The 21,007-nt window shown below is 54.8% G+C and carries 14 protein-coding genes, 4 tRNA genes and 2 rRNA genes (1 of these 20 running past the window's edge); all 20 read right to left on the bottom strand.

The window, feature by feature from the left end; genetic code table 11:
• Positions 1-115 precede the first annotated feature (115 nt).
• Positions 116-1,309: an elongation factor Tu gene (gene tuf, locus OKW98_RS04315; RefSeq protein WP_265388107.1), complete on the bottom strand. Its 1,194-nt coding sequence runs from the start codon at positions 1,307-1,309 to the stop codon at positions 116-118.
• A gap of 31 nt (positions 1,310-1,340) precedes the next feature.
• A complete protein-coding gene (gene fusA, locus OKW98_RS04310; protein WP_265388106.1) occupies positions 1,341-3,446 on the bottom strand; it encodes an elongation factor G in 2,106 nt (701 codons plus the stop codon).
• A gap of 30 nt (positions 3,447-3,476) precedes the next feature.
• Positions 3,477-3,947 carry a 30S ribosomal protein S7 gene (gene rpsG / locus OKW98_RS04305; protein ID WP_002555493.1) on the bottom strand — a complete coding sequence of 157 codons (471 nt, stop codon included), beginning with the start codon at positions 3,945-3,947 and terminating at the stop codon, positions 3,477-3,479.
• Positions 3,948-4,063: 116 nt separating this feature from the next.
• Entirely contained in the window at positions 4,064-4,435 is a 372-nt protein-coding gene (rpsL, locus tag OKW98_RS04300; protein ID WP_002555494.1) for a 30S ribosomal protein S12, read from the bottom strand.
• A gap of 202 nt (positions 4,436-4,637) precedes the next feature.
• The gene (gene rpoC, locus OKW98_RS04295; RefSeq protein WP_265388104.1) at positions 4,638-8,837 is read right to left on the bottom strand and encodes a DNA-directed RNA polymerase subunit beta'; all 4,200 of its coding nucleotides are present in this window, start codon (positions 8,835-8,837) and stop codon (positions 4,638-4,640) included.
• 63 nt (positions 8,838-8,900) lie between these two features.
• Entirely contained in the window at positions 8,901-12,974 is a 4,074-nt protein-coding gene (rpoB, locus tag OKW98_RS04290; protein WP_265388103.1) for a DNA-directed RNA polymerase subunit beta, read from the bottom strand.
• Between the two features lie 221 nt (positions 12,975-13,195).
• Positions 13,196-13,561: a 50S ribosomal protein L7/L12 gene (gene rplL / locus OKW98_RS04285; RefSeq protein ID WP_237254168.1), complete on the bottom strand. Its 366-nt coding sequence runs from the start codon at positions 13,559-13,561 to the stop codon at positions 13,196-13,198.
• A gap of 78 nt (positions 13,562-13,639) precedes the next feature.
• A complete protein-coding gene (rplJ, locus tag OKW98_RS04280) occupies positions 13,640-14,140 on the bottom strand; it encodes a 50S ribosomal protein L10 (protein WP_133775993.1) in 501 nt (166 codons plus the stop codon).
• A 197-nt stretch (positions 14,141-14,337) separates the two neighbouring features.
• Positions 14,338-15,033: a 50S ribosomal protein L1 gene (gene rplA, locus OKW98_RS04275; RefSeq protein ID WP_265388102.1), complete on the bottom strand. Its 696-nt coding sequence runs from the start codon at positions 15,031-15,033 to the stop codon at positions 14,338-14,340.
• Positions 15,033-15,464 carry a 50S ribosomal protein L11 gene (gene rplK / locus OKW98_RS04270; protein ID WP_037017696.1) on the bottom strand — a complete coding sequence of 144 codons (432 nt, stop codon included), beginning with the start codon at positions 15,462-15,464 and terminating at the stop codon, positions 15,033-15,035. Before rplK ends, rplA begins: the two co-directional genes overlap by 1 nt.
• 119 nt (positions 15,465-15,583) lie before the next feature.
• Positions 15,584-16,117: a transcription termination/antitermination protein NusG gene (gene nusG, locus OKW98_RS04265; RefSeq protein WP_003317113.1), complete on the bottom strand. Its 534-nt coding sequence runs from the start codon at positions 16,115-16,117 to the stop codon at positions 15,584-15,586.
• Between the two features lie 9 nt (positions 16,118-16,126).
• Positions 16,127-16,495: a preprotein translocase subunit SecE gene (gene secE, locus OKW98_RS04260; protein ID WP_037017694.1), complete on the bottom strand. Its 369-nt coding sequence runs from the start codon at positions 16,493-16,495 to the stop codon at positions 16,127-16,129.
• Positions 16,496-16,539: 44 nt separating this feature from the next.
• Positions 16,540-16,615 (bottom strand) — tRNA-Trp (locus tag OKW98_RS04255).
• A gap of 176 nt (positions 16,616-16,791) precedes the next feature.
• Positions 16,792-16,867, bottom strand: a tRNA-Thr gene (locus OKW98_RS04250).
• A gap of 25 nt (positions 16,868-16,892) precedes the next feature.
• Positions 16,893-16,966: transfer RNA gene (locus OKW98_RS04245), tRNA-Gly, on the bottom strand.
• A gap of 27 nt (positions 16,967-16,993) precedes the next feature.
• Positions 16,994-17,078, bottom strand: a tRNA-Tyr gene (locus OKW98_RS04240).
• 142 nt (positions 17,079-17,220) lie between these two features.
• The gene (locus tag OKW98_RS04235; RefSeq protein ID WP_265389645.1) at positions 17,221-17,658 is read right to left on the bottom strand and encodes a hypothetical protein; all 438 of its coding nucleotides are present in this window, start codon (positions 17,656-17,658) and stop codon (positions 17,221-17,223) included.
• 60 nt (positions 17,659-17,718) lie between these two features.
• Positions 17,719-18,675 (bottom strand): bifunctional biotin--[acetyl-CoA-carboxylase] ligase/biotin operon repressor BirA, encoded by a 957-nt coding sequence (gene birA, locus OKW98_RS04230; protein WP_265388101.1) that lies wholly within the window; start codon positions 18,673-18,675, stop codon positions 17,719-17,721.
• 191 nt (positions 18,676-18,866) lie between these two features.
• Positions 18,867-18,982, bottom strand: a 5S ribosomal RNA gene (rrf, locus tag OKW98_RS04225).
• A gap of 146 nt (positions 18,983-19,128) precedes the next feature.
• Positions 19,129-21,007 (bottom strand): 23S ribosomal RNA (locus OKW98_RS04220) (it continues 1,013 nt past the right edge of the window).

The following is a 21,007-nucleotide window of genomic DNA, read 5'->3' as shown; positions in this document are numbered from 1 at the left end:
CCCACCGAGCGCAATACGCCCGTTTAAAGGAGGCGCAATTCTATAGACGAGCTAACAGGGTGTCAACCCAATAAAAAAGCCCCCGCAAGCGGGGGCTCTTTTTGAAGATCATCGCTTACGCGATGATTTTGGCTACGACGCCAGCGCCGACGGTACGACCGCCTTCACGGATAGCGAAACGCAGACCGTCTTCCATTGCGATTGGCTTGATCAGGGTAACGGAAACTTTCACGTTATCACCTGGCATAACCATCTCAACGCCTTCCGGCAGTTCGCAGCTACCAGTTACGTCGGTAGTACGGAAGTAGAACTGTGGACGGTAGCCTTTGAAGAACGGAGTGTGACGACCGCCTTCTTCTTTGCTCAGAACGTAGATTTCAGCTTCGAACTGAGTGTGCGGCTTGACAGTACCTGGCTTGACCAAAACCTGGCCACGCTCAACGTCGTCACGCTTGGTGCCGCGCAACAGAACGCCGCAGTTCTCGCCAGCACGACCTTCGTCGAGCAGCTTACGGAACATTTCAACACCGGTGCAGGTGGTGACGGTAGTGTCACGAAGACCAACGATTTCCAGTGGATCTTGAACCTTGACAATACCGCGCTCAACACGACCAGTCACAACAGTACCGCGACCAGAGATCGAGAATACGTCTTCGATTGGCATCAGGAACGGCTTGTCAACAGCACGCTCTGGCTGAGGGATGTAGCTGTCCAGAGTTTCAACCAACTTCTTGACGGCAGTGGTGCCCATCTCGTTGTCGTCTTTGCCTTCCAACGCCATACGGGCGGAGCCGATGATGATTGGAGTGTCGTCGCCCGGGAAGTCGTAAGTGCTCAGCAGATCGCGCACTTCCATCTCAACCAGTTCCAGCAGCTCAGCGTCGTCTACCAGGTCAGCCTTGTTCAGGAAGACCACGATGTACGGAACGCCTACCTGACGGGACAGCAGGATGTGCTCACGAGTTTGTGGCATCGGACCATCAGCAGCCGAACAAACCAGGATAGCGCCGTCCATTTGGGCAGCACCGGTGATCATGTTCTTCACGTAGTCGGCGTGACCTGGGCAGTCAACGTGTGCGTAGTGACGCACGGCCGAGTTGTACTCAACGTGAGCGGTGTTGATGGTGATACCGCGAGCTTTCTCTTCTGGTGCGCTGTCGATCTTGTCGAAAGAAACAGCGGCCGAACCGAAAACTTCGGAGCAGACGCGAGTCAGAGCAGCGGTCAGCGTGGTTTTACCATGGTCAACGTGACCGATAGTGCCAACGTTGACGTGTGGAAGGGAACGATCAAATTTTTCTTTAGCCACGACAAATAACTCCTAGCCTAAAGGCGCTGAATCAGCCTTGTTTTTTGGTTACAGTTTCGACGATGTGCGACGGAGCTGTATTGTATTTTTTGAATTCCATAGAGTAGCTTGCGCGACCCTGGGACATGGAGCGAACGTCGGTCGCATAACCGAACATCTCACCCAACGGAACCTCGGCACGAATTACCTTGCCGGAGACCGTATCTTCCATACCCAGGATCATGCCGCGACGACGGTTAAGGTCGCCCATCACGTCACCCATATAGTCTTCAGGCGTAACAACCTCTACAGCCATGATCGGCTCAAGCAACTCACCGCCGCCCTTCTGGGCCAGTTGCTTGGTCGCCATGGACGCAGCCACCTTAAACGCCATCTCGTTCGAGTCGACGTCGTGGTAAGAACCATCAAACACGGTAGCCTTCAGGCCGATCAGCGGATACCCGGCAACAACGCCGTTCTTCATCTGCTCTTCGATGCCCTTCTGGATAGCCGGGATGTATTCCTTAGGAACCACACCACCCACTACTTCGTTCACGAATTGCAGACCTTCCTGACCTTCGTCAGCAGGCGCAAAACGGATCCAGCAGTGGCCGAACTGACCACGACCGCCGGACTGGCGAACGAACTTGCCTTCGATTTCACAGTTCTTCGTGATGCGCTCACGATACGAAACCTGAGGCTTACCGATGTTGGCTTCGACGTTGAACTCACGGCGCATCCGGTCAACCAGGATGTCCAGGTGCAATTCGCCCATGCCAGAGATGATCGTTTGACCAGTCTCTTCATCAGTTTTAACGCGGAAAGACGGGTCTTCCTGAGCAAGCTTGCCCAGTGCGATACCCATTTTTTCCTGGTCATCCTTGGTCTTAGGCTCTACGGCAACCGAAATAACGGGCTCCGGGAAGTCCATCCGTACCAGGATGATTGGCTTGTCAGCGTTGCACAAGGTTTCACCAGTGGTGACGTCCTTCATGCCGATCAAGGCCGCGATGTCACCAGCGCGTACTTCCTTGATCTCTTCGCGAGCGTTAGCGTGCATTTGCACCATACGACCCACGCGCTCTTTCTTACCCTTGACGGAGTTGATCACGCCGTCGCCGGATGCCAACACGCCCGAGTAAACACGGACGAAGGTCAGGGTACCCACGAATGGGTCAGTCGCGATCTTGAACGCCAGAGCCGAGAACGGCTCGTTGTCGTCTGCGTGACGCTCCAGATTGATAGTCTCGTCATCCGGGTCAGTGCCCTTGATGGCAGGGATATCAACCGGTGCCGGCAGATAGTCGATCACGGCGTCGAGAACCAGGGGAACGCCCTTGTTCTTGAAGGAAGAACCGCAAACAGCCAGGACGATTTCGCCAGCGATAGTACGCTGACGCAGAGCATCCTTGATTTCCGCGTTGGTGAGCTCTTCACCTTCGAGGTACTTGTTCATCAGCTCTTCGCTGGCTTCGGCCGCAGCCTCAACCATGTTGCCGCGCCACTCGTCAGCCAGTTCCTGCAGCTCAGCAGGGATAGGCTTGCGAACAGGGACCATACCCTTGTCGGAATCGTTCCAGTAGACCGCTTCCATGGACATCAGATCGATCTGACCCTGGAAGTTGTCTTCGGAACCGATAGCCAGCTGGATAGGAACCGGAGTGTGACCCAGACGCTGCTTGATCTGACCAATTACGCGCAGGAAATCTGCACCTGCACGGTCCATCTTGTTTACGTACACAAGACGTGGAACACCGTACTTGTTGGCCTGACGCCATACGGTTTCCGACTGCGGCTCTACGCCCGAGGTACCACAGAAAACCACGACCGCACCGTCGAGTACACGCAGGGAACGTTCAACTTCAATCGTGAAGTCTACGTGGCCCGGGGTGTCAATCACGTTGAAGCGATACTGATCTTTGTGCTGCTTCTCGGAACCCTGCCAAAAGGCAGTAATAGCAGCAGAAGTAATGGTAATACCACGCTCCTGCTCCTGAACCATCCAGTCGGTGGTCGCGGCGCCATCATGCACCTCGCCCATCTTGTGGCTTTTGCCGGTGTAAAAAAGGACGCGCTCGGTGGTGGTGGTTTTACCAGCATCCACGTGAGCAACGATACCAATGTTACGGTAACGGCTGATCGGTGTAGTACGAGCCATAAAGCCCTCGCAAAATTAGTGACGCTGAAATTAGAAGCGGTAGTGCGAGAAAGCTTTGTTGGCTTCAGCCATACGGTGCACGTCTTCACGCTTCTTGACCGCAGCACCTTTACCTTCGGCGGCGTCCAACAGTTCGCCAGCCAAACGCAGAGCCATAGACTTCTCACCGCGCTTGCGCGCGAAGTCTACCAGCCAACGCATTGCCAGAGCATTACGACGGGACGGACGAACTTCGACCGGAACCTGGTAAGTAGCACCGCCTACACGGCGCGACTTCACTTCGACCAGCGGAGCGATGGCGTCGAGAGCTTTCTCGAAGATTTCCAGGGGATCGGAGTTCTTGCGTTCTTTAACCTTTTCCAGCGCGCCATAAACGATACGTTCGGCAACGGCTTTCTTGCCGCTTTCCATAACGTGGTTCATGAACTTGGCCAGAATCTGGCTGCCGTATTTTGGATCGTCAAGCACTTCGCGCTTGGCTGCTACGCGTCTTCTTGGCATGGATAAGCCCTCAAACGGTCTTCAGGTTCGCTCGGAATCAGCACCTAATGGCGCTTCCGACCTTACTCTTATCGACTCAGAAAATAAGATGATTCAGTTTTTACAAAAAGCCGCTACTACTTAGGCTTCTTGGTACCGTACTTCGAACGACCCTGGTTACGACCTTTAACACCGGAAGTATCCAACGAACCGCGAACGGTGTGGTAACGAACACCTGGCAAGTCTTTTACACGGCCGCCGCGAATCAGTACGACGCTGTGCTCTTGCAGGTTGTGGCCTTCACCGCCGATGTACGAGGAAACCTCGAAACCGTTGGTCAGACGCACACGGCAGACTTTACGCAATGCCGAGTTAGGTTTTTTCGGCGTAGTTGTGTACACGCGAGTGCACACACCACGACGCTGCGGGCAGTTCTGCAGCGCAGGCACGTCGGATTTCTCGACGATACGCTTACGCGGCTGACGTACCAGCTGGTTGATAGTTGCCATCTACTAGCTCCACTGTTGTCTTGCGACGCTATTGTCTTACAAGAAAAGCAAAATGGCAGGACATACGTCCCGCCAGATTTAGGGGTACAAGAGTCTAAAGAGGATCCTGCCCCCAGTCAAGGCAAAGCCCCGACGTCCACAACCACTGGCAACCCATCGAAACCGGGTGAGACCAATGGCTATGAAAATCGGGGCCTTACTCTCAATTACTGCTTGAGTTCAACGCTTCAGTCAGCGCGGCTTCAACTTCGCTCGCACTTACACGCGTTGGCTTGTCAGCTTCACGACGACGCTTGCGCTCGCTGTGATATGCCAAACCGGTACCTGCCGGGATCAGACGACCCACGACTACGTTTTCTTTCAGGCCGCGCAGGTAATCGCGCTTGCCAGTAACCGCCGCTTCAGTCAGTACGCGAGTGGTCTCCTGGAAGGAGGCCGCCGAGATGAACGATTCGGTGGACAGCGAGGCCTTGGTGATACCAAGCAACACACGAGTGAATTTGGAAACAAATTTCTCGTCGGCTGCCAAGCGTTCGTTTTCAACCAGTACGTGCGTCAACTCCATCTGGTCGCCCTTGATGAAGCTGGAGTCGCCCGACTCAGCGATCTCGACTTTACGCAGCATCTGGCGAAGGATCGTCTCGATGTGCTTGTCGTTGATCTTCACGCCTTGCAGGCGGTAAACGTCCTGAATCTCGTTGACGATGTATTTCGCCAGAGCGCTGACACCCAGCAAACGCAGGATGTCGTGCGGATCGCTAGGACCGTCGGAGATAACCTCACCACGGCTGACCTGCTCACCTTCAAAGACGTTCAGGTGACGCCACTTAGGAATCAGCTCTTCGTACGGATCAGTACCATCATTTGGCGTGATAACCAGACGGCGCTTGCCTTTCGTCTCTTTACCGAACGCAATGGTACCGCTGACTTCAGCGAGGATCGACGCTTCTTTAGGACGACGCGCTTCGAACAAGTCAGCAACGCGCGGCAGACCACCCGTGATGTCACGAGTCTTGGAGGTCTCTTGCGGGATACGGGCGATAACGTCACCCACCCCCACTTGCACACCATCCGCAACACCGACGAGGGCGTTTGCCGGCAGGAAGTACTGAGCAGGTACGTCAGTACCCGGCAGCAGCAGATCCTTGCCGTCAACACCAACCATCTTGACCGCAGGACGAATGTCTTTACCTGCTGCAGGACGATCTTTGGCATCCAGTACTTCGATGTTGGTCAAACCGGTCAATTCGTCGGTCTGGCGCTTGATCGTAATACCTTCCTCCATGCCCACGTAGGTCACGGTACCTTTCATCTCGGTGACGATTGGGTGAGTGTGCGGATCCCACTTGGCCACGATGGACCCAGCGTCGACCTTGTCACCTTCCTTCACCAGAATCACGGCGCCGTACGGCAGCTTGTAACGCTCGCGCTCACGCCCGAATTCGTCGGCAATTGCCAGCTCACCCGAACGCGAAACCGCGACCAGGTGGCCATCAAGACGCTCAACGTGCTTCAGGTTGTGCAGGCGAACGATACCGCCGTTCTTGACCTGGACACTGTCCGCAGCAGACGTACGGCTTGCCGCACCACCGATGTGGAATGTACGCATGGTCAGCTGGGTACCCGGTTCACCGATCGACTGCGCAGCGATAACGCCGACAGCTTCACCGATGTTCACCTGGTGACCGCGTGCCAGATCACGGCCATAACACTTGGCACAGATACCGAAACGGGTTTCGCAACTGATTGGCGAGCGCACGATGACTTCGTCAATGCTGTTCAGCTCGATGAATTCGACCCACTTCTCATCAACCAGCGTCCCGCCTGGAACGATGACATCTTCAGTGCCAGGCTTGAATACGTCACGGGCGATCACTCGACCCAGTACGCGCTCACCCAGCGGCTCTACGACATCACCGCCTTCGATGTGCGGTGTCATTACCAGACCGTGCTCGGTACCGCAGTCAACCTCGGTAACGACCAGATCCTGTGCCACGTCCACGAGACGACGAGTCAGGTAACCGGAGTTCGCGGTTTTCAACGCGGTATCCGCCAGACCCTTACGAGCACCGTGAGTCGAGATGAAGTACTGAAGTACGCTCAAACCTTCGCGGAAGTTCGCAGTGATCGGCGTCTCGATGATCGAGCCATCCGGCTTGGCCATCAGACCACGCATACCTGCCAGCTGACGAATCTGTGCTGCGGAACCCCGCGCACCAGAGTCGGCCATCATGTACATCGAGTTGAAGGATTCCTGGTCAACGGTCTCACCGTGGCGGTCGACAACCTTCTCTTTCGAGAGGTTCGACATCATCGCTTTCGAGACTTCATCGTTGGCCTTGGACCAAAGGTCGATCACCTTGTTGTACTTCTCGCCCTGGGTAACCAGGCCCGAAGCGTACTGACTTTCGATCTCTTTCACTTCGTCGGTTGCGGCGTCGATGATGCGAGCTTTTTCATCAGGGATAACGAAGTCGTTAACACCGATGGAAACACCCGAGATCGTCGAATAGGCAAAACCGGTGTACATCAACTGGTCAGCGAAGATAACGGTCTCTTTCAGGCCAACCACGCGATAGCACTGGTTGATCAGCTTGGAGATCGCCTTCTTCTTCATCGGCTGGTTGACGACGTCGTATGACAGGCCGGCCGGAACCACCTGGAACAGCAGCGCACGGCCAACGGTTGTGTCGACGATACGAGTGTTCTTGACGCTGCCGCCGTCACGATCATTGACCGTTTCGTTGATGCGCACTTTTACTTTCGCATGCAGTGCGGCTTCGCCGGCACGGAACACACGGTCAACTTCCTGCAGATCCGCGAATACACGACCTTCGCCTTTGGCGTTGATCGCTTCACGGGTCATGTAGTACAGACCCAATACAACGTCCTGCGAAGGCACGATGATTGGCTCACCGTTCGCTGGCGACAGAATGTTGTTGGTCGACATCATCAACGCACGGGCTTCGAGCTGGGCTTCCAGCGTCAGCGGCACGTGGACAGCCATCTGGTCACCGTCGAAGTCGGCGTTGTAGGCCGCACAAACCAACGGGTGCAGCTGGATCGCTTTACCTTCGATGAGAACCGGCTCGAACGCCTGGATACCCAGACGGTGAAGCGTCGGTGCACGGTTCAGAAGCACTGGGTGTTCGCGAATGACTTCGGCGAGAACGTCCCAGACTTCTGGCAGCTCGCGCTCGACCATTTTCTTGGCAGCTTTAATGGTGGTAGCGAGACCACGCATTTCCAGCTTGCCGAAAATGAACGGCTTGAACAGCTCAAGTGCCATCTTCTTAGGCAGACCGCACTGATGCAGACGCAGGGTCGGACCTACGGTAATTACCGAACGGCCAGAGTAGTCAACGCGCTTACCGAGCAAGTTCTGACGGAAACGACCTTGCTTACCCTTGATCATGTCAGCCAGGGATTTCAGAGGACGCTTGTTGGAACCTGTGATGGCGCGACCGCGGCGACCGTTATCGAGCAAGGCGTCCACAGCTTCCTGCAGCATGCGCTTTTCGTTGCGCACGATGATGTCAGGAGCAGACAGATCCAGCAGGCGCTTCAAACGGTTGTTACGGTTGATCACCCGACGATAGAGATCGTTGAGGTCAGACGTCGCGAAACGACCACCATCCAGTGGAACCAGTGGACGCAGGTCTGGCGGCAGAACCGGCAGAACGGTCAACACCATCCACTCTGGAAGGTTGCCGGAACCCTGGAAGGCTTCCATCAACTTCAGACGCTTGGACAGCTTCTTGATTTTGGTTTCAGAGTTGGTTTGCGGAATCTCTTCGCGCAGACGGCCAATCTCGTGCTCCAGATCAATAGCGTGCAGCAGCTCACGGACAGCCTCGGCACCCATGCGGGCGTCGAAGTCATCGCCGAACTCTTCGAGGGCTTCGAAGTATTGCTCGTCGTTCAGCAGCTGCCCTTTTTCGAGCGTGGTCATGCCCGGATCGATAACGACATAGCTCTCGAAATAGAGAACGCGTTCGATATCACGCAGGGTCATGTCCATCAGCAAGCCGATACGGGATGGCAGCGATTTAAGGAACCAGATGTGAGCTACCGGCGATGCCAGCTCGATGTGAGCCATACGCTCACGACGGACTTTGGCCAGTGCGACTTCAACGCCACACTTCTCGCAGATGACGCCACGATGTTTCAAGCGCTTGTACTTACCGCACAGGCACTCGTAATCCTTGACCGGGCCAAAGATCTTGGCGCAGAACAGGCCGTCACGCTCAGGCTTGAACGTACGGTAGTTGATGGTTTCCGGCTTTTTAACTTCACCGAACGACCACGAACGGATCATCTCAGGCGATGCCAACCCGATACGGATGGCGTCGAACTCTTCGACTTGACCCTGGTTTTTCAGCAAATTCAGTAGGTCTTTCAAGGCCTTTCCTCCTGGCGGAGCAGAGGGCGGTCATACCGACCCACCCTCGATTCGCGTCACGTGTTATTCGGTTTCCAGATCGATATCGATACCGAGCGAACGGATTTCTTTGATCAACACGTTGAAGGACTCGGGCATGCCCGGCTCCATACGGTGATCGCCGTCCACGATGTTCTTGTACATCTTGGTACGGCCGTTCACGTCGTCCGACTTCACGGTGAGCATTTCTTGCAGAGTGTACGCCGCGCCATATGCTTCCAGCGCCCAGACTTCCATCTCCCCGAAACGCTGACCACCGAACTGAGCCTTACCACCCAGCGGCTGCTGGGTGACCAGGCTGTAGGAACCAGTGGAACGCGCGTGCATCTTGTCGTCCACCAAGTGGTTCAGCTTCAGCATGTACATGTAGCCAACGGTGACCGGACGCTCAAACTTGTTACCGGTACGGCCGTCGAACAGCTGCATCTGGCCACTGTCCGGCATGTCCGCCAGGCGGAGCATTGCCTTGATTTCGGATTCCTTGGCACCGTCGAACACCGGGGTAGCCATTGGAACACCGCCACGCAGGTTTTTCGCCAGATCCAGAATTTCCTGATCAGTCAGGTCATCAAGACTTTCCTGACGGCCGCCAATCTCGTTGTAGATCTCGTTCAGGAACTTGCGCAGTTCAACGACTTTACGCTGCTCTTCAAGCATGCGGTTGATCTTCTCGCCCAACCCTTTAGCCGCGAGGCCCAGGTGAGTTTCGAGAATCTGACCGACGTTCATACGCGAAGGTACACCCAACGGGTTGAGGACGATATCCACAGGCGTGCCGTTGGCATCGTGCGGCATGTCTTCAACCGGCATGATCACGGAGACCACACCTTTGTTACCGTGACGACCGGCCATCTTGTCGCCCGGCTGGATGCGGCGGCGAATGGCCAAGTAGACCTTGACGATCTTCAGCACGCCTGGAGCAAGGTCATCGCCCTGCTGCAGCTTGCGCTTCTTGTCTTCAAACTTGTCGTCAAGCAGACGGCGACGGTCAACGATATACGCCTGAGCCTTTTCGAGCTGCTCGTTCAGCGCATCTTCAACCATGCGCAGCTTGAACCACTGACCATGTTCCAGACCGTCCAGAACTTCGTTGGTGATTTCCTGCCCTTTCTTCAGGCCGGCACCACCTTCGGCGGTACGACCTACCAGAGCGGAACGCAGACGCTCGAACGTCGCGCCTTCGACAATGCGGAACTCTTCGTTCAAGTCCTTGCGGATCTCGTCAAGCTGGCTCTTCTCGATGGACAGCGCACGAGCATCACGCTCAACGCCATCACGCGTGAAGACCTGGACATCAATGACGGTGCCTTTGGTACCGGTAGGTACGCGCAAGGAGGTGTCTTTAACGTCACTGGCTTTTTCACCGAAGATTGCGCGCAGCAGCTTCTCTTCCGGAGTCAGCTGGGTCTCGCCTTTCGGAGTGACCTTACCTACCAGAATGTCGCCAGCGCCGACTTCCGCACCCACATAAACGATACCGGCTTCGTCGAGCTTGTTCAGCGCCGCTTCACCCACGTTAGGGATGTCAGCAGTGATCTCTTCAGGCCCGAGTTTGGTATCACGCGCCACGCAGGTCAGTTCCTGAATGTGGATCGTGGTGAAGCGGTCTTCCTGAACAACACGCTCGGACAGGCAGATGGAGTCTTCGAAGTTGAAGCCGTTCCACGCCATGAACGCGATGCGCATGTTCTGACCCAGTGCCAGTTCACCCATATCGGTGGACGGACCGTCAGCCATGATGTCGCTACGTTGAACGCGATCACCCTTGCTCACCAGCGGACGCTGGTTGATGCAGGTGTTCTGGTTCGAACGTGTGTACTTGGTCAGGTTGTAGATGTCGACACCGGCTTCGCCTGTCTCAACTTCGTCATCTGCAACACGAACCACGATACGGCTGGCGTCTACGGAATCGATGACGCCGCCACGACGGGCCACGACGCAAACACCGGAGTCACGCGCAACGTTGCGCTCCATGCCAGTACCAACCAGCGGCTTGTCAGCGCGCAGTGTTGGGACAGCCTGACGCTGCATGTTGGAACCCATCAACGCACGGTTGGCGTCGTCGTGTTCCAGGAACGGGATCAGCGATGCTGCAACCGAAACAACCTGCTTCGGCGAAACATCCATCAGGGTGACGTCTTCCGGCGCCTTGACGGTGAATTCGTTCAGGTGACGAACAGCAACCAACTCGTCGGTCAGGATCTTTTTGTCGTTCATTGCGGCAGAAGCCTGGGCAATGACGTGATCCGCTTCCTCAATAGCTGAGAGGAAAACGATTTCGTCAGTGACCAGAGCGTCTTTAACCACACGGTACGGGCTCTCGAGGAAGCCGTACTGGTTGGTGCGCGCATAAGCAGCCAGGGAGTTGATCAGACCAATGTTCGGACCTTCCGGCGTTTCAATCGGGCATACACGGCCGTAGTGAGTCGGGTGTACGTCACGAACTTCAAAGCCAGCACGCTCACGCGTCAGACCACCAGGGCCGAGTGCAGAGACACGACGCTTGTGAGTGATCTCGGACAGCGGGTTGTTCTGGTCCATGAACTGGGAAAGCTGGCTGGAACCGAAGAACTCTTTCACCGCTGCCGCAACAGGCTTGGCATTGATAAGGTCCTGAGGCATCAAGCCTTCGCTTTCTGCCATCGACAGACGCTCTTTGACCGCGCGCTCAACACGCACCAGACCTACACGGAACTGGTTCTCGGCCATCTCGCCCACGCATCGAACGCGACGGTTACCAAGGTGGTCGATGTCATCGACGATGCCCTTACCATTACGGATGTCGACCAGGGTCTTCAGCACGGCGACGATGTCGTCTTTGTGCAGGACGCCGGAACCTTCGATCTCGGTACGACCGATACGACGGTTGAACTTCATCCGACCTACAGCCGACAGATCGTAGCGCTCTGGACTGAAGAACAGGTTGTTGAACAACGTCTCGGCGGCATCCTTGGTAGGTGGCTCGCCAGGACGCATCATCCGATAGATTTCGACCAGGGCTTCAAGCTGATTGCCGGTCGAGTCGATCTTCAGAGTGTCGGAAATGAACGGACCACAGTCGATGTCGTTCGTGTACAGCGTCTCGATACGGACAACCTGAGCCTTGGCAATTTTTGCCAGGATCTCGCTGTTCAGCTCGGTATTGCACTCGGCAATGATTTCACCGGTCGCCGGATGAACAATCGCTTTGGCGCTGGTGCGGCCGATGACGTAGTCGAGCGGAACTTCAAGGGTCTTGATATTCGCTTTTTCGAGCTGGTTGATGTGGCGAGCCGTGATACGGCGGCCTTGCTCAACAATCACCTTGCCCTTGTCGTCCAGAATATCCAGAACGGCAATTTCGCCACGCAGGCGCTGAGGCACCAACTCCAGATTCAGGTTTTCGCCCTGAACGTGGAATACGTTGGTGGTGTAGAAGGCATCCAGCACTTCTTCAGTGGTGTAACCCAATGCACGGAGCAGAACCGATGCAGGGAGTTTGCGGCGACGGTCGATACGTACGAAGACACAGTCTTTCGGATCGAATTCGAAGTCCAGCCACGAACCACGGTAAGGAATGATGCGAGCCGAGTACAACAACTTGCCAGAGCTGTGCGTCTTACCGCGGTCATGGTCAAAGAACACGCCCGGGGAACGGTGCAACTGGGAAACGATTACTCGTTCGGTACCGTTGATAACGAAGGTACCGTTTTCGGTCATCAGGGGGATTTCACCCATGTAGACTTCTTGCTCTTTGATGTCCTTGATCGCTTTGTTCGACGATTCTTTGTCGAAAATGATCAGACGTACTTTTACCCGCAAAGGTACGGCGTATGTCACACCGCGGAGCACGCATTCCTTGACATCAAAAGCCGGTTCGCCCAGACGATAACCCACATACTCCAAAGCAGCATTGCCGGAGTAGCTGATGATCGGGAAAACAGATTTGAAGGCCGCATGCAGGCCCACGTCGCGGAACTGATCTTTAGTCGCTCCCGCTTGCAAGAATTCACGATACGAATCCAGCTGGATGGCCAGGAGGTAAGGCACATCCATGACGTCCGGCAACTTGCTAAAGTCCTTGCGGATACGTTTTTTCTCAGTATATGAGTAAGCCATCAGCGTTCCCCAGCTTGGTCACCTGCTTGTTTGGCTCCTCCCGACGGGAGCAGCCAGAAAAATCTTGCGAACCCCATGGTTCGCGCCACCGTTCGAGGTGGGTAGATCACGTAATCAGCGCTAACCGAATCAGCTGCCAACAACGGAAAAAGGCCGGTGGCAGAAGCCACCAGCCATCAGCCTTTCGCTTAACGCTTGGGCTGGAAACGCAAAGTCGATGCTTACTTCAGCTCGACTTTAGCGCCTGCTTCTTCCAGAGCAGCTTTGGCTTTGTCAGCAGCGTCTTTGGAGACTGCTTCCAGGACCATTGCTGGAGCGCCGTCAACTACTGCCTTGGCTTCTTTCAGGCCCAGACCGGTCAGTTCACGAACTGCTTTAATCGCGTTAACTTTCTTCTCGCCAGCTTCAAGCAACATGACGTTGAATTCAGTTTGCTCTTCAACAACGGCAGCAGCAGCAGCTGGACCAGCGGAAGCAGCAGCAGCGCTAACACCGAATTTTTCTTCGAATGCTTTGATCAGCTCAACAACCTGCAGAACGGACATTTCAGCTACGGCGTTGAGGATATCGTCTTGAGAGATAGACATGACTCTAATTCCTGAATTGGGGGACGGCCTACGCGACCATCGAAATAAACAAAAATACGCGAGAGGAAGTACCTGCCCTTAGGCTGCAGCGGCTTCTTTCTGTTCGCGAATGGCCGCCAGAGTACGAGCGAGCTTGCTGGTAGCGCCTTGAATCACGCTCATCAGCTGCGAAATCGCTTCGTTGCGGGTCGGCAGTGTTGCCAGTACGTCGATCTGATTAGCTGCGAGGAACTTGCCCTCGAACGCAGCTGCCTTGATCTCGAACTTATCCTGACCTTTAGCGAACTCTTTGAACAAACGGGCAGCAGCACCTGGATGTTCGTTGGAGAAAGCGATCAAGGTCGGGCCGGTGAACACATCGTTGAGGACACTGTATTCAGTGTCAGCAACGGCGCGCTTGAGCAGGGTGTTACGTACGACACGTACGTAAACGCCAGCTTCACGAGCCTCTTTACGGAGTCCGGTCATCGCGCCTACCGTCACACCGCGGGCATCAGCCACAACAGCAGACAGAGCGACTTTGGCAGCCTCGTTGACTTCAGCGACGATGGCCTTCTTGTCTTCGAGTTTAATTGCCACGGGTTTAACTCCTGCTTGTTACCGTTTCATCTGACCTGAGCCGGATGTCGTTTTGGTGTCTGATTCGGTAAGGAACCGGGAGCACCATCTGCGTAGGCTTGAGGTTTAAGGCTTTCGCCGCCTACGGTCTTGGATAGCCCCCGCCAGGCAGGGACCCCAATTTTCGCAATGACGCGGTTACCCGCGCCATGCCAGTCTTACGCGTCCAACGAACCTTGGTCGATGACCAAGCCTGGGCCCATAGTGGTGCTCAGTGTTACGCGCTTGACGTAGATACCTTTCGAGGAAGCTGGCTTGATACGCTTCAGATCAGCGATCAGTGCTTCAACGTTCTCACGCAGCTTGTCTGCATCAAAGCCGACCTTGCCAACGGAGGTGTGGATAATGCCATTTTTGTCGGTGCGATAACGAACCTGACCAGCCTTGGCGTTTTTCACGGCAGTGGCTACGTCTGGAGTAACGGTACCGACTTTAGGGTTAGGCATCAGACCGCGCGGGCCGAGGATCTGACCCAGCTGACCAACAACACGCATTGCGTCCGGAGAGGCGATTACGACGTCATAGTTCAGGTCGCCGCCTTTCATTTCAGCAGCCAGATCGTCCATACCAACGCGATCAGCGCCTGCAGCCAGAGCAGCTTCAGCAGCTGGACCCTGAGTAAATACTGCGACCCGAACGGTCTTGCCAGTGCCGTGAGGCAGCACGGTAGCGCTACGTACGACCTGGTCGGATTTACGAGGATCAACACCGAGGTTCACAGCGATGTCTACAGACTCGCTGAACTTCACTGTCGACAACTCAGCCAGCAGAGCAGCGGCTTCGTTGAAGTTATACGATTTGCCAGCTTCAACTTTGGAAGCGATAGCCTTTTGGCGCTTAGTCAGCTTAGCCATTACACACCCTCCACGTTAAGGCCCATGCTACGAGCGGAACCGGCGATAGTGCGCACAGCGGCGTCCATATCAGCAGCGGTCAGGTCGGCATTTTTTGCCTTGGCGATTTCTTCCAGCTGAGCACGGGTTACGGTGCCAACTTTTACGGTGTTCGGACGAGCCGAGCCGCTGGTCAGGCCAGCTGCTTTTTTCAGCAGTACCGAAGCCGGGGTGCTTTTGGTTTCAAAGGTGAAGCTGCGGTCACTGTAAACAGTGATGATCACAGGAGTCGGCAAGCCTGGCTCAATACCCTGAGTACGGGCGTTGAACGCTTTGCAGAATTCCATGATGTTCACGCCGTGCTGACCCAGTGCAGGACCAACAGGCGGGCTCGGGTTAGCCTGAGCGGCTTTCACTTGAAGCTTGATGTAAGCGGTAATCTTCTTGGCCATGAGGCACTCCAATTACGGGTTCTAGCGCCTCGAAAGGCTCCCCGGTTACTTGCGCGTTTATCCCGGTGACGAAAAAACCCCACAGCACAAGGCTGCGGGGTATGGGATTCTGAGCTCAGTTACGCCTTTTCGACCTGACTGAACTCCAGCTCCACCGGAGTGGAGCGTCCGAAAATGAGCACCGCCACTTGGATCCGGCTCTTCTCGTAATTGACTTCTTCGACGGTACCGTTGAAATCAGCAAACGGGCCATCTGTAACACGGACGACTTCGCCCGGCTCGAACAGAGTCTTTGGCTTTGGCTTGTCGCTACCATCAGCGACGCGACGCAGAATGGCCTCAGCCTCTTTGTCGGTAATAGGGGCCGGCTTGTCTGCCGTACCACCGATGAAGCCCATCACGCGAGGAGTGTCCTTGACCAAGTGCCAAGTACCCTCGTTCATGTCCATCTGGACAAGCACATAGCCAGGGAAGAATTTGCGTTCGCTTTTCCGCTTCTGGCCGTTACGCATTTCCACTACTTCTTCAGTAGGGACCAGAATTTCGCCGAAGCCATCTTCCATGCCTGCAAGCTTTACACGCTCAACAAGTGAGCGCATGACATGCTTCTCGTAACCCGAGTAGGCATGCACTACGTACCAACGCTTAGCCACGGGACACCCTTAGCCGACAATCAAGGAAACAAGCCAGCCGAGCAGGGAATCTAAACCCCACAACAGCAGCGCCATAACGAGAACCACTGCGACCACGATCAAAGTGGTCTGGGTAGTCTCTTGACGCGTAGGCCACACGACTTTACGAATCTCAGCGCGAGCTTCCTTGGCCAAAACAAAGAAAGCCTTGCCCTTCCCCGTCTGCAGAGCCACGTAGGCTGCAACAGCGGCGATTACAAGCAGGGCAAGAACGCGATACAGGATTGGTTGTGCGGAGTAGTATTGATTTCCAACGACACCCACGACTACCAGAAGCACTACTACAAGCCACTTCACGAGATCAAAACGGGAGTCTTGGGCTTCAGCCTTTGGATTCATCTACTAAAATCCTGTGAAAAGAAAGCCAGATACTTTAGAGAATCTGGCAGGTCAGGAGGGAATCGAACCCCCAACCTACGGTTTTGGAGACCGTCGCTCTGCCAATTGAGCTACTGACCTAAAAGCAAAATCAGGCCGAACATTATGCTGACCTGACAGGAAGATTTCAACAGCAACTCGACAACTGCGCATCGCACAGATCGATTCACTGCAGCGCTATCTCGCCAAGAGCTTGAAAACCTTGACATTAGTAGCACTTAAAACAAAGGCAGATACTTACATATCTGCCCTAGTAATGGAGCTCTTGAGCGGATTTGAACCGCTGACCTCACCCTTACCAAGGGTGTGCTCTACCAACTGAGCTACAAGAGCGAATACATCGCACAAACAGAAAACCTGGAGCGGGTAGCGGGAATCGAACCCGCATCATCAGCTTGGAAGGCTGAGGTTCTACCACTAAACTATACCCGCTGAGCTTTGCTGCTTACGCTCAAAATTTGGTGGAGGGGGAAGGATTCGAACCTTCGAAGTCGTAGACGTCAGATTTACAGTCTGATCCCTTTGGCCGCTCGGGAACCCCTCCTAAGCGAGGCAGCATTCTATATCATGCCACCCTTCTGTCAATCTTTTTCTCAATAAAAACTTGAGGTTACAAGCATTGACTGTCGCTGCATCAGTACCTATCAATTGATCTGCACTGCGAAGCGGGCGCCATTCTATTCAAACTAATCTGCGGTTGCAATGCCTTCACATGACATTATTTCATTTTTTAGCATGGGGAAATCCCGGCGGAGCTCGGCCATCAACGCCTCGCTGATCAGACGCCGGCTAGCAGGCGCGATTTTCAGCCAGTACACGCCACCTTGCTGGTCCAGGCGCTGTCCAGGGTGAGCATCGATATCCAAAGCAACAAGACGCTGCTCAAGAAGCGCCGCTTCATCGTGCTTGGTAGTGCCGCCCAGGTAGAGGCACTTCTCTTGCTCTGTAGGGGTTTGCGCATTACTGCCACGCAACCCCAACTCGCCTAGCAACCGAATATCCTGACCATAAGCTCGATGGGTTACCAGCGGCTCGACCTCTTTAGGCCGTAGCGGCGCATCCTGCTGATGCCACACAAAATAAAGACTGTTCAACATCAGTAACAACAAAAAAATCCAACGCATACCCACCTCATAAACGATACGCATCCGGATGTGTGCCTACTTACCAACTCTGATTTCGACCTAATTACTCTGAAGCCTCAGACTCACCTCCCCCCCGCTGAAATGCTCCTCGCGCCCACCTACCTCCAGGCGTAACGCTCCATCGTCTCCAACTCCCATGACAACGCCCTGGGTGATCTTCGCACCCGCGGTTAGAGCGACCGCCAGCCCTTGCCATAGGTGCCTATCCTCCCAATCTCTCCGGTAGGCTGCAAAACCCTTTTCTTGATGACCAGCAAGATAAGCGCTGAGATGTCGGCTGAGCGCGCTGGCAACTTTGTTCCGATCCTGTACCTGTCCCAGCTCAAGGGCCAACGACGTCCAAGCCTGGTCGACGACAGCGGATTCACGCATGTTGATATTGATCCCAATACCAATCACTACGTGGCACACATTGGCAGGATCGCCAGTTACCTCGAGCAACACTCCAGCGAGTTTCTTGCCGCCAACCAGAATATCGTTAGGCCATTTCAACCCCGCGCAGGAGATACCGAGCTCGCGCAGGGTATCTACCACAGCAAGCCCTACGAGAAGGCTGAGCCCGTCGAGTCGACGCGTCCCTCCATCCATACGCAAGGCGAGGCTGTAATAGAGATTTTCAGCGAAAGGGCTTACCCACTTACGGCCACGCCTGCCGCGGCCCGCTGTTTGCTGCTCTGCAAGAACCAAGACAGGAAGCGCTTCACCTGAATTCGCCACTCGCATGGCTTCAGCATTCGTTGAGTCGATAGTGTCGTGAATCCTGCATGTCCAACCCAACCCGGCGTGCTCACGGCTCAGCATCTCATCGTCCAAAAACGAAAACGGCGAAGCCAAACGGTAACCACGACCGCGCACCTTGTAAATCTCGATGCCTAGGTCAGCCTGGGCCTGCTGCAGCTTCTTCCAGACGGCACTCCGGCTGACGCCCAGCGCGATCCCCAGATCCTCGCCGGAGTGAAACGCCCCGTCTTCAAGCAGCTTTAGCAATGTATGCATGGGTGTGAGTGCCTCGTAGTAAGACGCGCATGATAGCCATCCAGCAGCCCTAAGCAAGCGTGCCTTTCACGCCGCAAGCCGCTACCAAGCGGCACTCATGTGCTGGTTATCTGGGGGAGAGTGGCTACCCGCTTTTTCGCGCGCAAAAACAAAACCCCATCTGCTTTCGCAAATGGGGTTTCGGAATTTAATCTTGACGATGACCTACTCTCACATGGGGAAACCCCACACTACCATCGGCGATGCATCGTTTCACTGCTGAGTTCGGGATGGGATCAGGTGGTTCCAACGCTCTATGGTCGTCAAGAAATTCGGGTGCTGACTCGTTCTCTCGAACGCTTCAGCAAATCGGGTATGTGATCAAGGTACAGCCTGTGTGTTCGCAAACTTTCGTCTTCATGCGTCTTCACACACCGCAACCTGCCATCTTTCTGCAGATTGCTTGGGTGTTATATGGTCAAGCCTCACGGGCAATTAGTATTGGTTAGCTCAACGCCTCACAGCGCTTACACACCCAACCTATCAACGTCGTAGTCTTCGACGGCCCTTCAGGGAACTCAAGGTTCCAGTGAGATCTCATCTTGAGGCAAGTTTCCCGCTTAGATGCTTTCAGCGGTTATCTTTTCCGAACATAGCTACCCGGCAATGCCACTGGCGTGACAACCGGAACACCAGAGGTTCGTCCACTCCGGTCCTCTCGTACTAGGAGCAGCCCCTCTCAAATCTCAAACGTCCACGGCAGATAGGGACCGAACTGTCTCACGACGTTCTAAACCCAGCTCGCGTACCACTTTAAATGGCGAACAGCCATACCCTTGGGACCGGCTTCAGCCCCAGGATGTGATGAGCCGACATCGAGGTGCCAAACACCGCCGTCGATATGAACTCTTGGGCGGTATCAGCCTGTTATCCCCGGAGTACCTTTTATCCGTTGAGCGATGGCCCTTCCATACAGAACCACCGGATCACTAAGACCTACTTTCGTACCTGCTCGACGTGTCTGTCTCGCAGTCAAGCGCGCTTTTGCCTTTATACTCTACGACCGATTTCCGACCGGTCTGAGCGCACCTTCGTACTCCTCCGTTACTCTTTAGGAGGAGACCGCCCCAGTCAAACTACCCACCATACACTGTCCTCGATCCGGATAACGGACCTGAGTTAGAACCTCAAAGTTGCCAGGGTGGTATTTCAAGGTTGGCTCCACGCAGACTGGCGTCCACGCTTCAAAGCCTCCCACCTATCCTACACAAGCAAATTCAAAGTCCAGTGCAAAGCTATAGTAAAGGTTCACGGGGTCTTTCCGTCTAGCCGCGGATACACTGCATCTTCACAGCGATTTCAATTTCACTGAGTCTCGGGTGGAGACAGCGCCGCCATCGTTACGCCATTCGTGCAGGTCGGAACTTACCCGACAAGGAATTTCGCTACCTTAGGACCGTTATAGTTACGGCCGCCGTTTACCGGGGCTTCGATCAAGAGCTTCGCGTTAGCTAACCCCATCAATTAACCTTCCGGCACCGGGCAGGCGTCACACCCTATACGTCCACTTTCGTGTTTGCAGAGTGCTGTGTTTTTAATAAACAGTCGCAGCGGCCTGGTATCTTCGACCGGCATGAGCTTACGGAGCAAGTCCTTCACCCTCACCGGCGCACCTTCTCCCGAAGTTACGGTGCCATTTTGCCTAGTTCCTTCACCCGAGTTCTCTCAAGCGCCTTGGTATTCTCTACCCAACCACCTGTGTCGGTTTGGGGTACGGTTCCTGGTTACCTGAAGCTTAGAAGCTTTTCTTGGAAGCATGGCATCAACCACTTCGTGTTCTAAAAGAACACTCGTCATCAGCTCTCGGCCTTAGAATCCCGGATTTACCTAAGATTCCAGCCTACCACCTTAAACCTGGACAACCAACGCCAGGCTGGCCTAGCCTTCTCCGTCCCTCCATCGCAATAACCAGAAGTACAGGAATATTAACCTGTTTTCCATCGACTACGCTTTTCAGCCTCGCCTTAGGGACCGACTAACCCTGCGTCGATTAACGTTGCGCAGGAAACCTTGGTCTTTCGGCGTGGGTGTTTTTCACACCCATTGTCGTTACTCATGTCAGCATTCGCACTTCTGATACCTCCAGCAAGCTTCTCAACTCACCTTCACAGGCTTACAGAACGCTCCTCTACCGCATCACTTGCGTGATACCCGTAGCTTCGGTGCATGGTTTGAGCCCCGTTACATCTTCCGCGCAGGCCGACTCGACTAGTGAGCTATTACGCTTTCTTTAAAGGGTGGCTGCTTCTAAGCCAACCTCCTAGCTGTCTAAGCCTTCCCACATCGTTTCCCA

The sequence above is a fragment of the Pseudomonas sp. KU26590 genome (genome assembly GCF_026153515.1).
GTDB lineage: Bacteria > Pseudomonadota > Gammaproteobacteria > Pseudomonadales > Pseudomonadaceae > Aquipseudomonas.
This window is presented reverse-complemented; position numbering and strand designations above follow the sequence as displayed.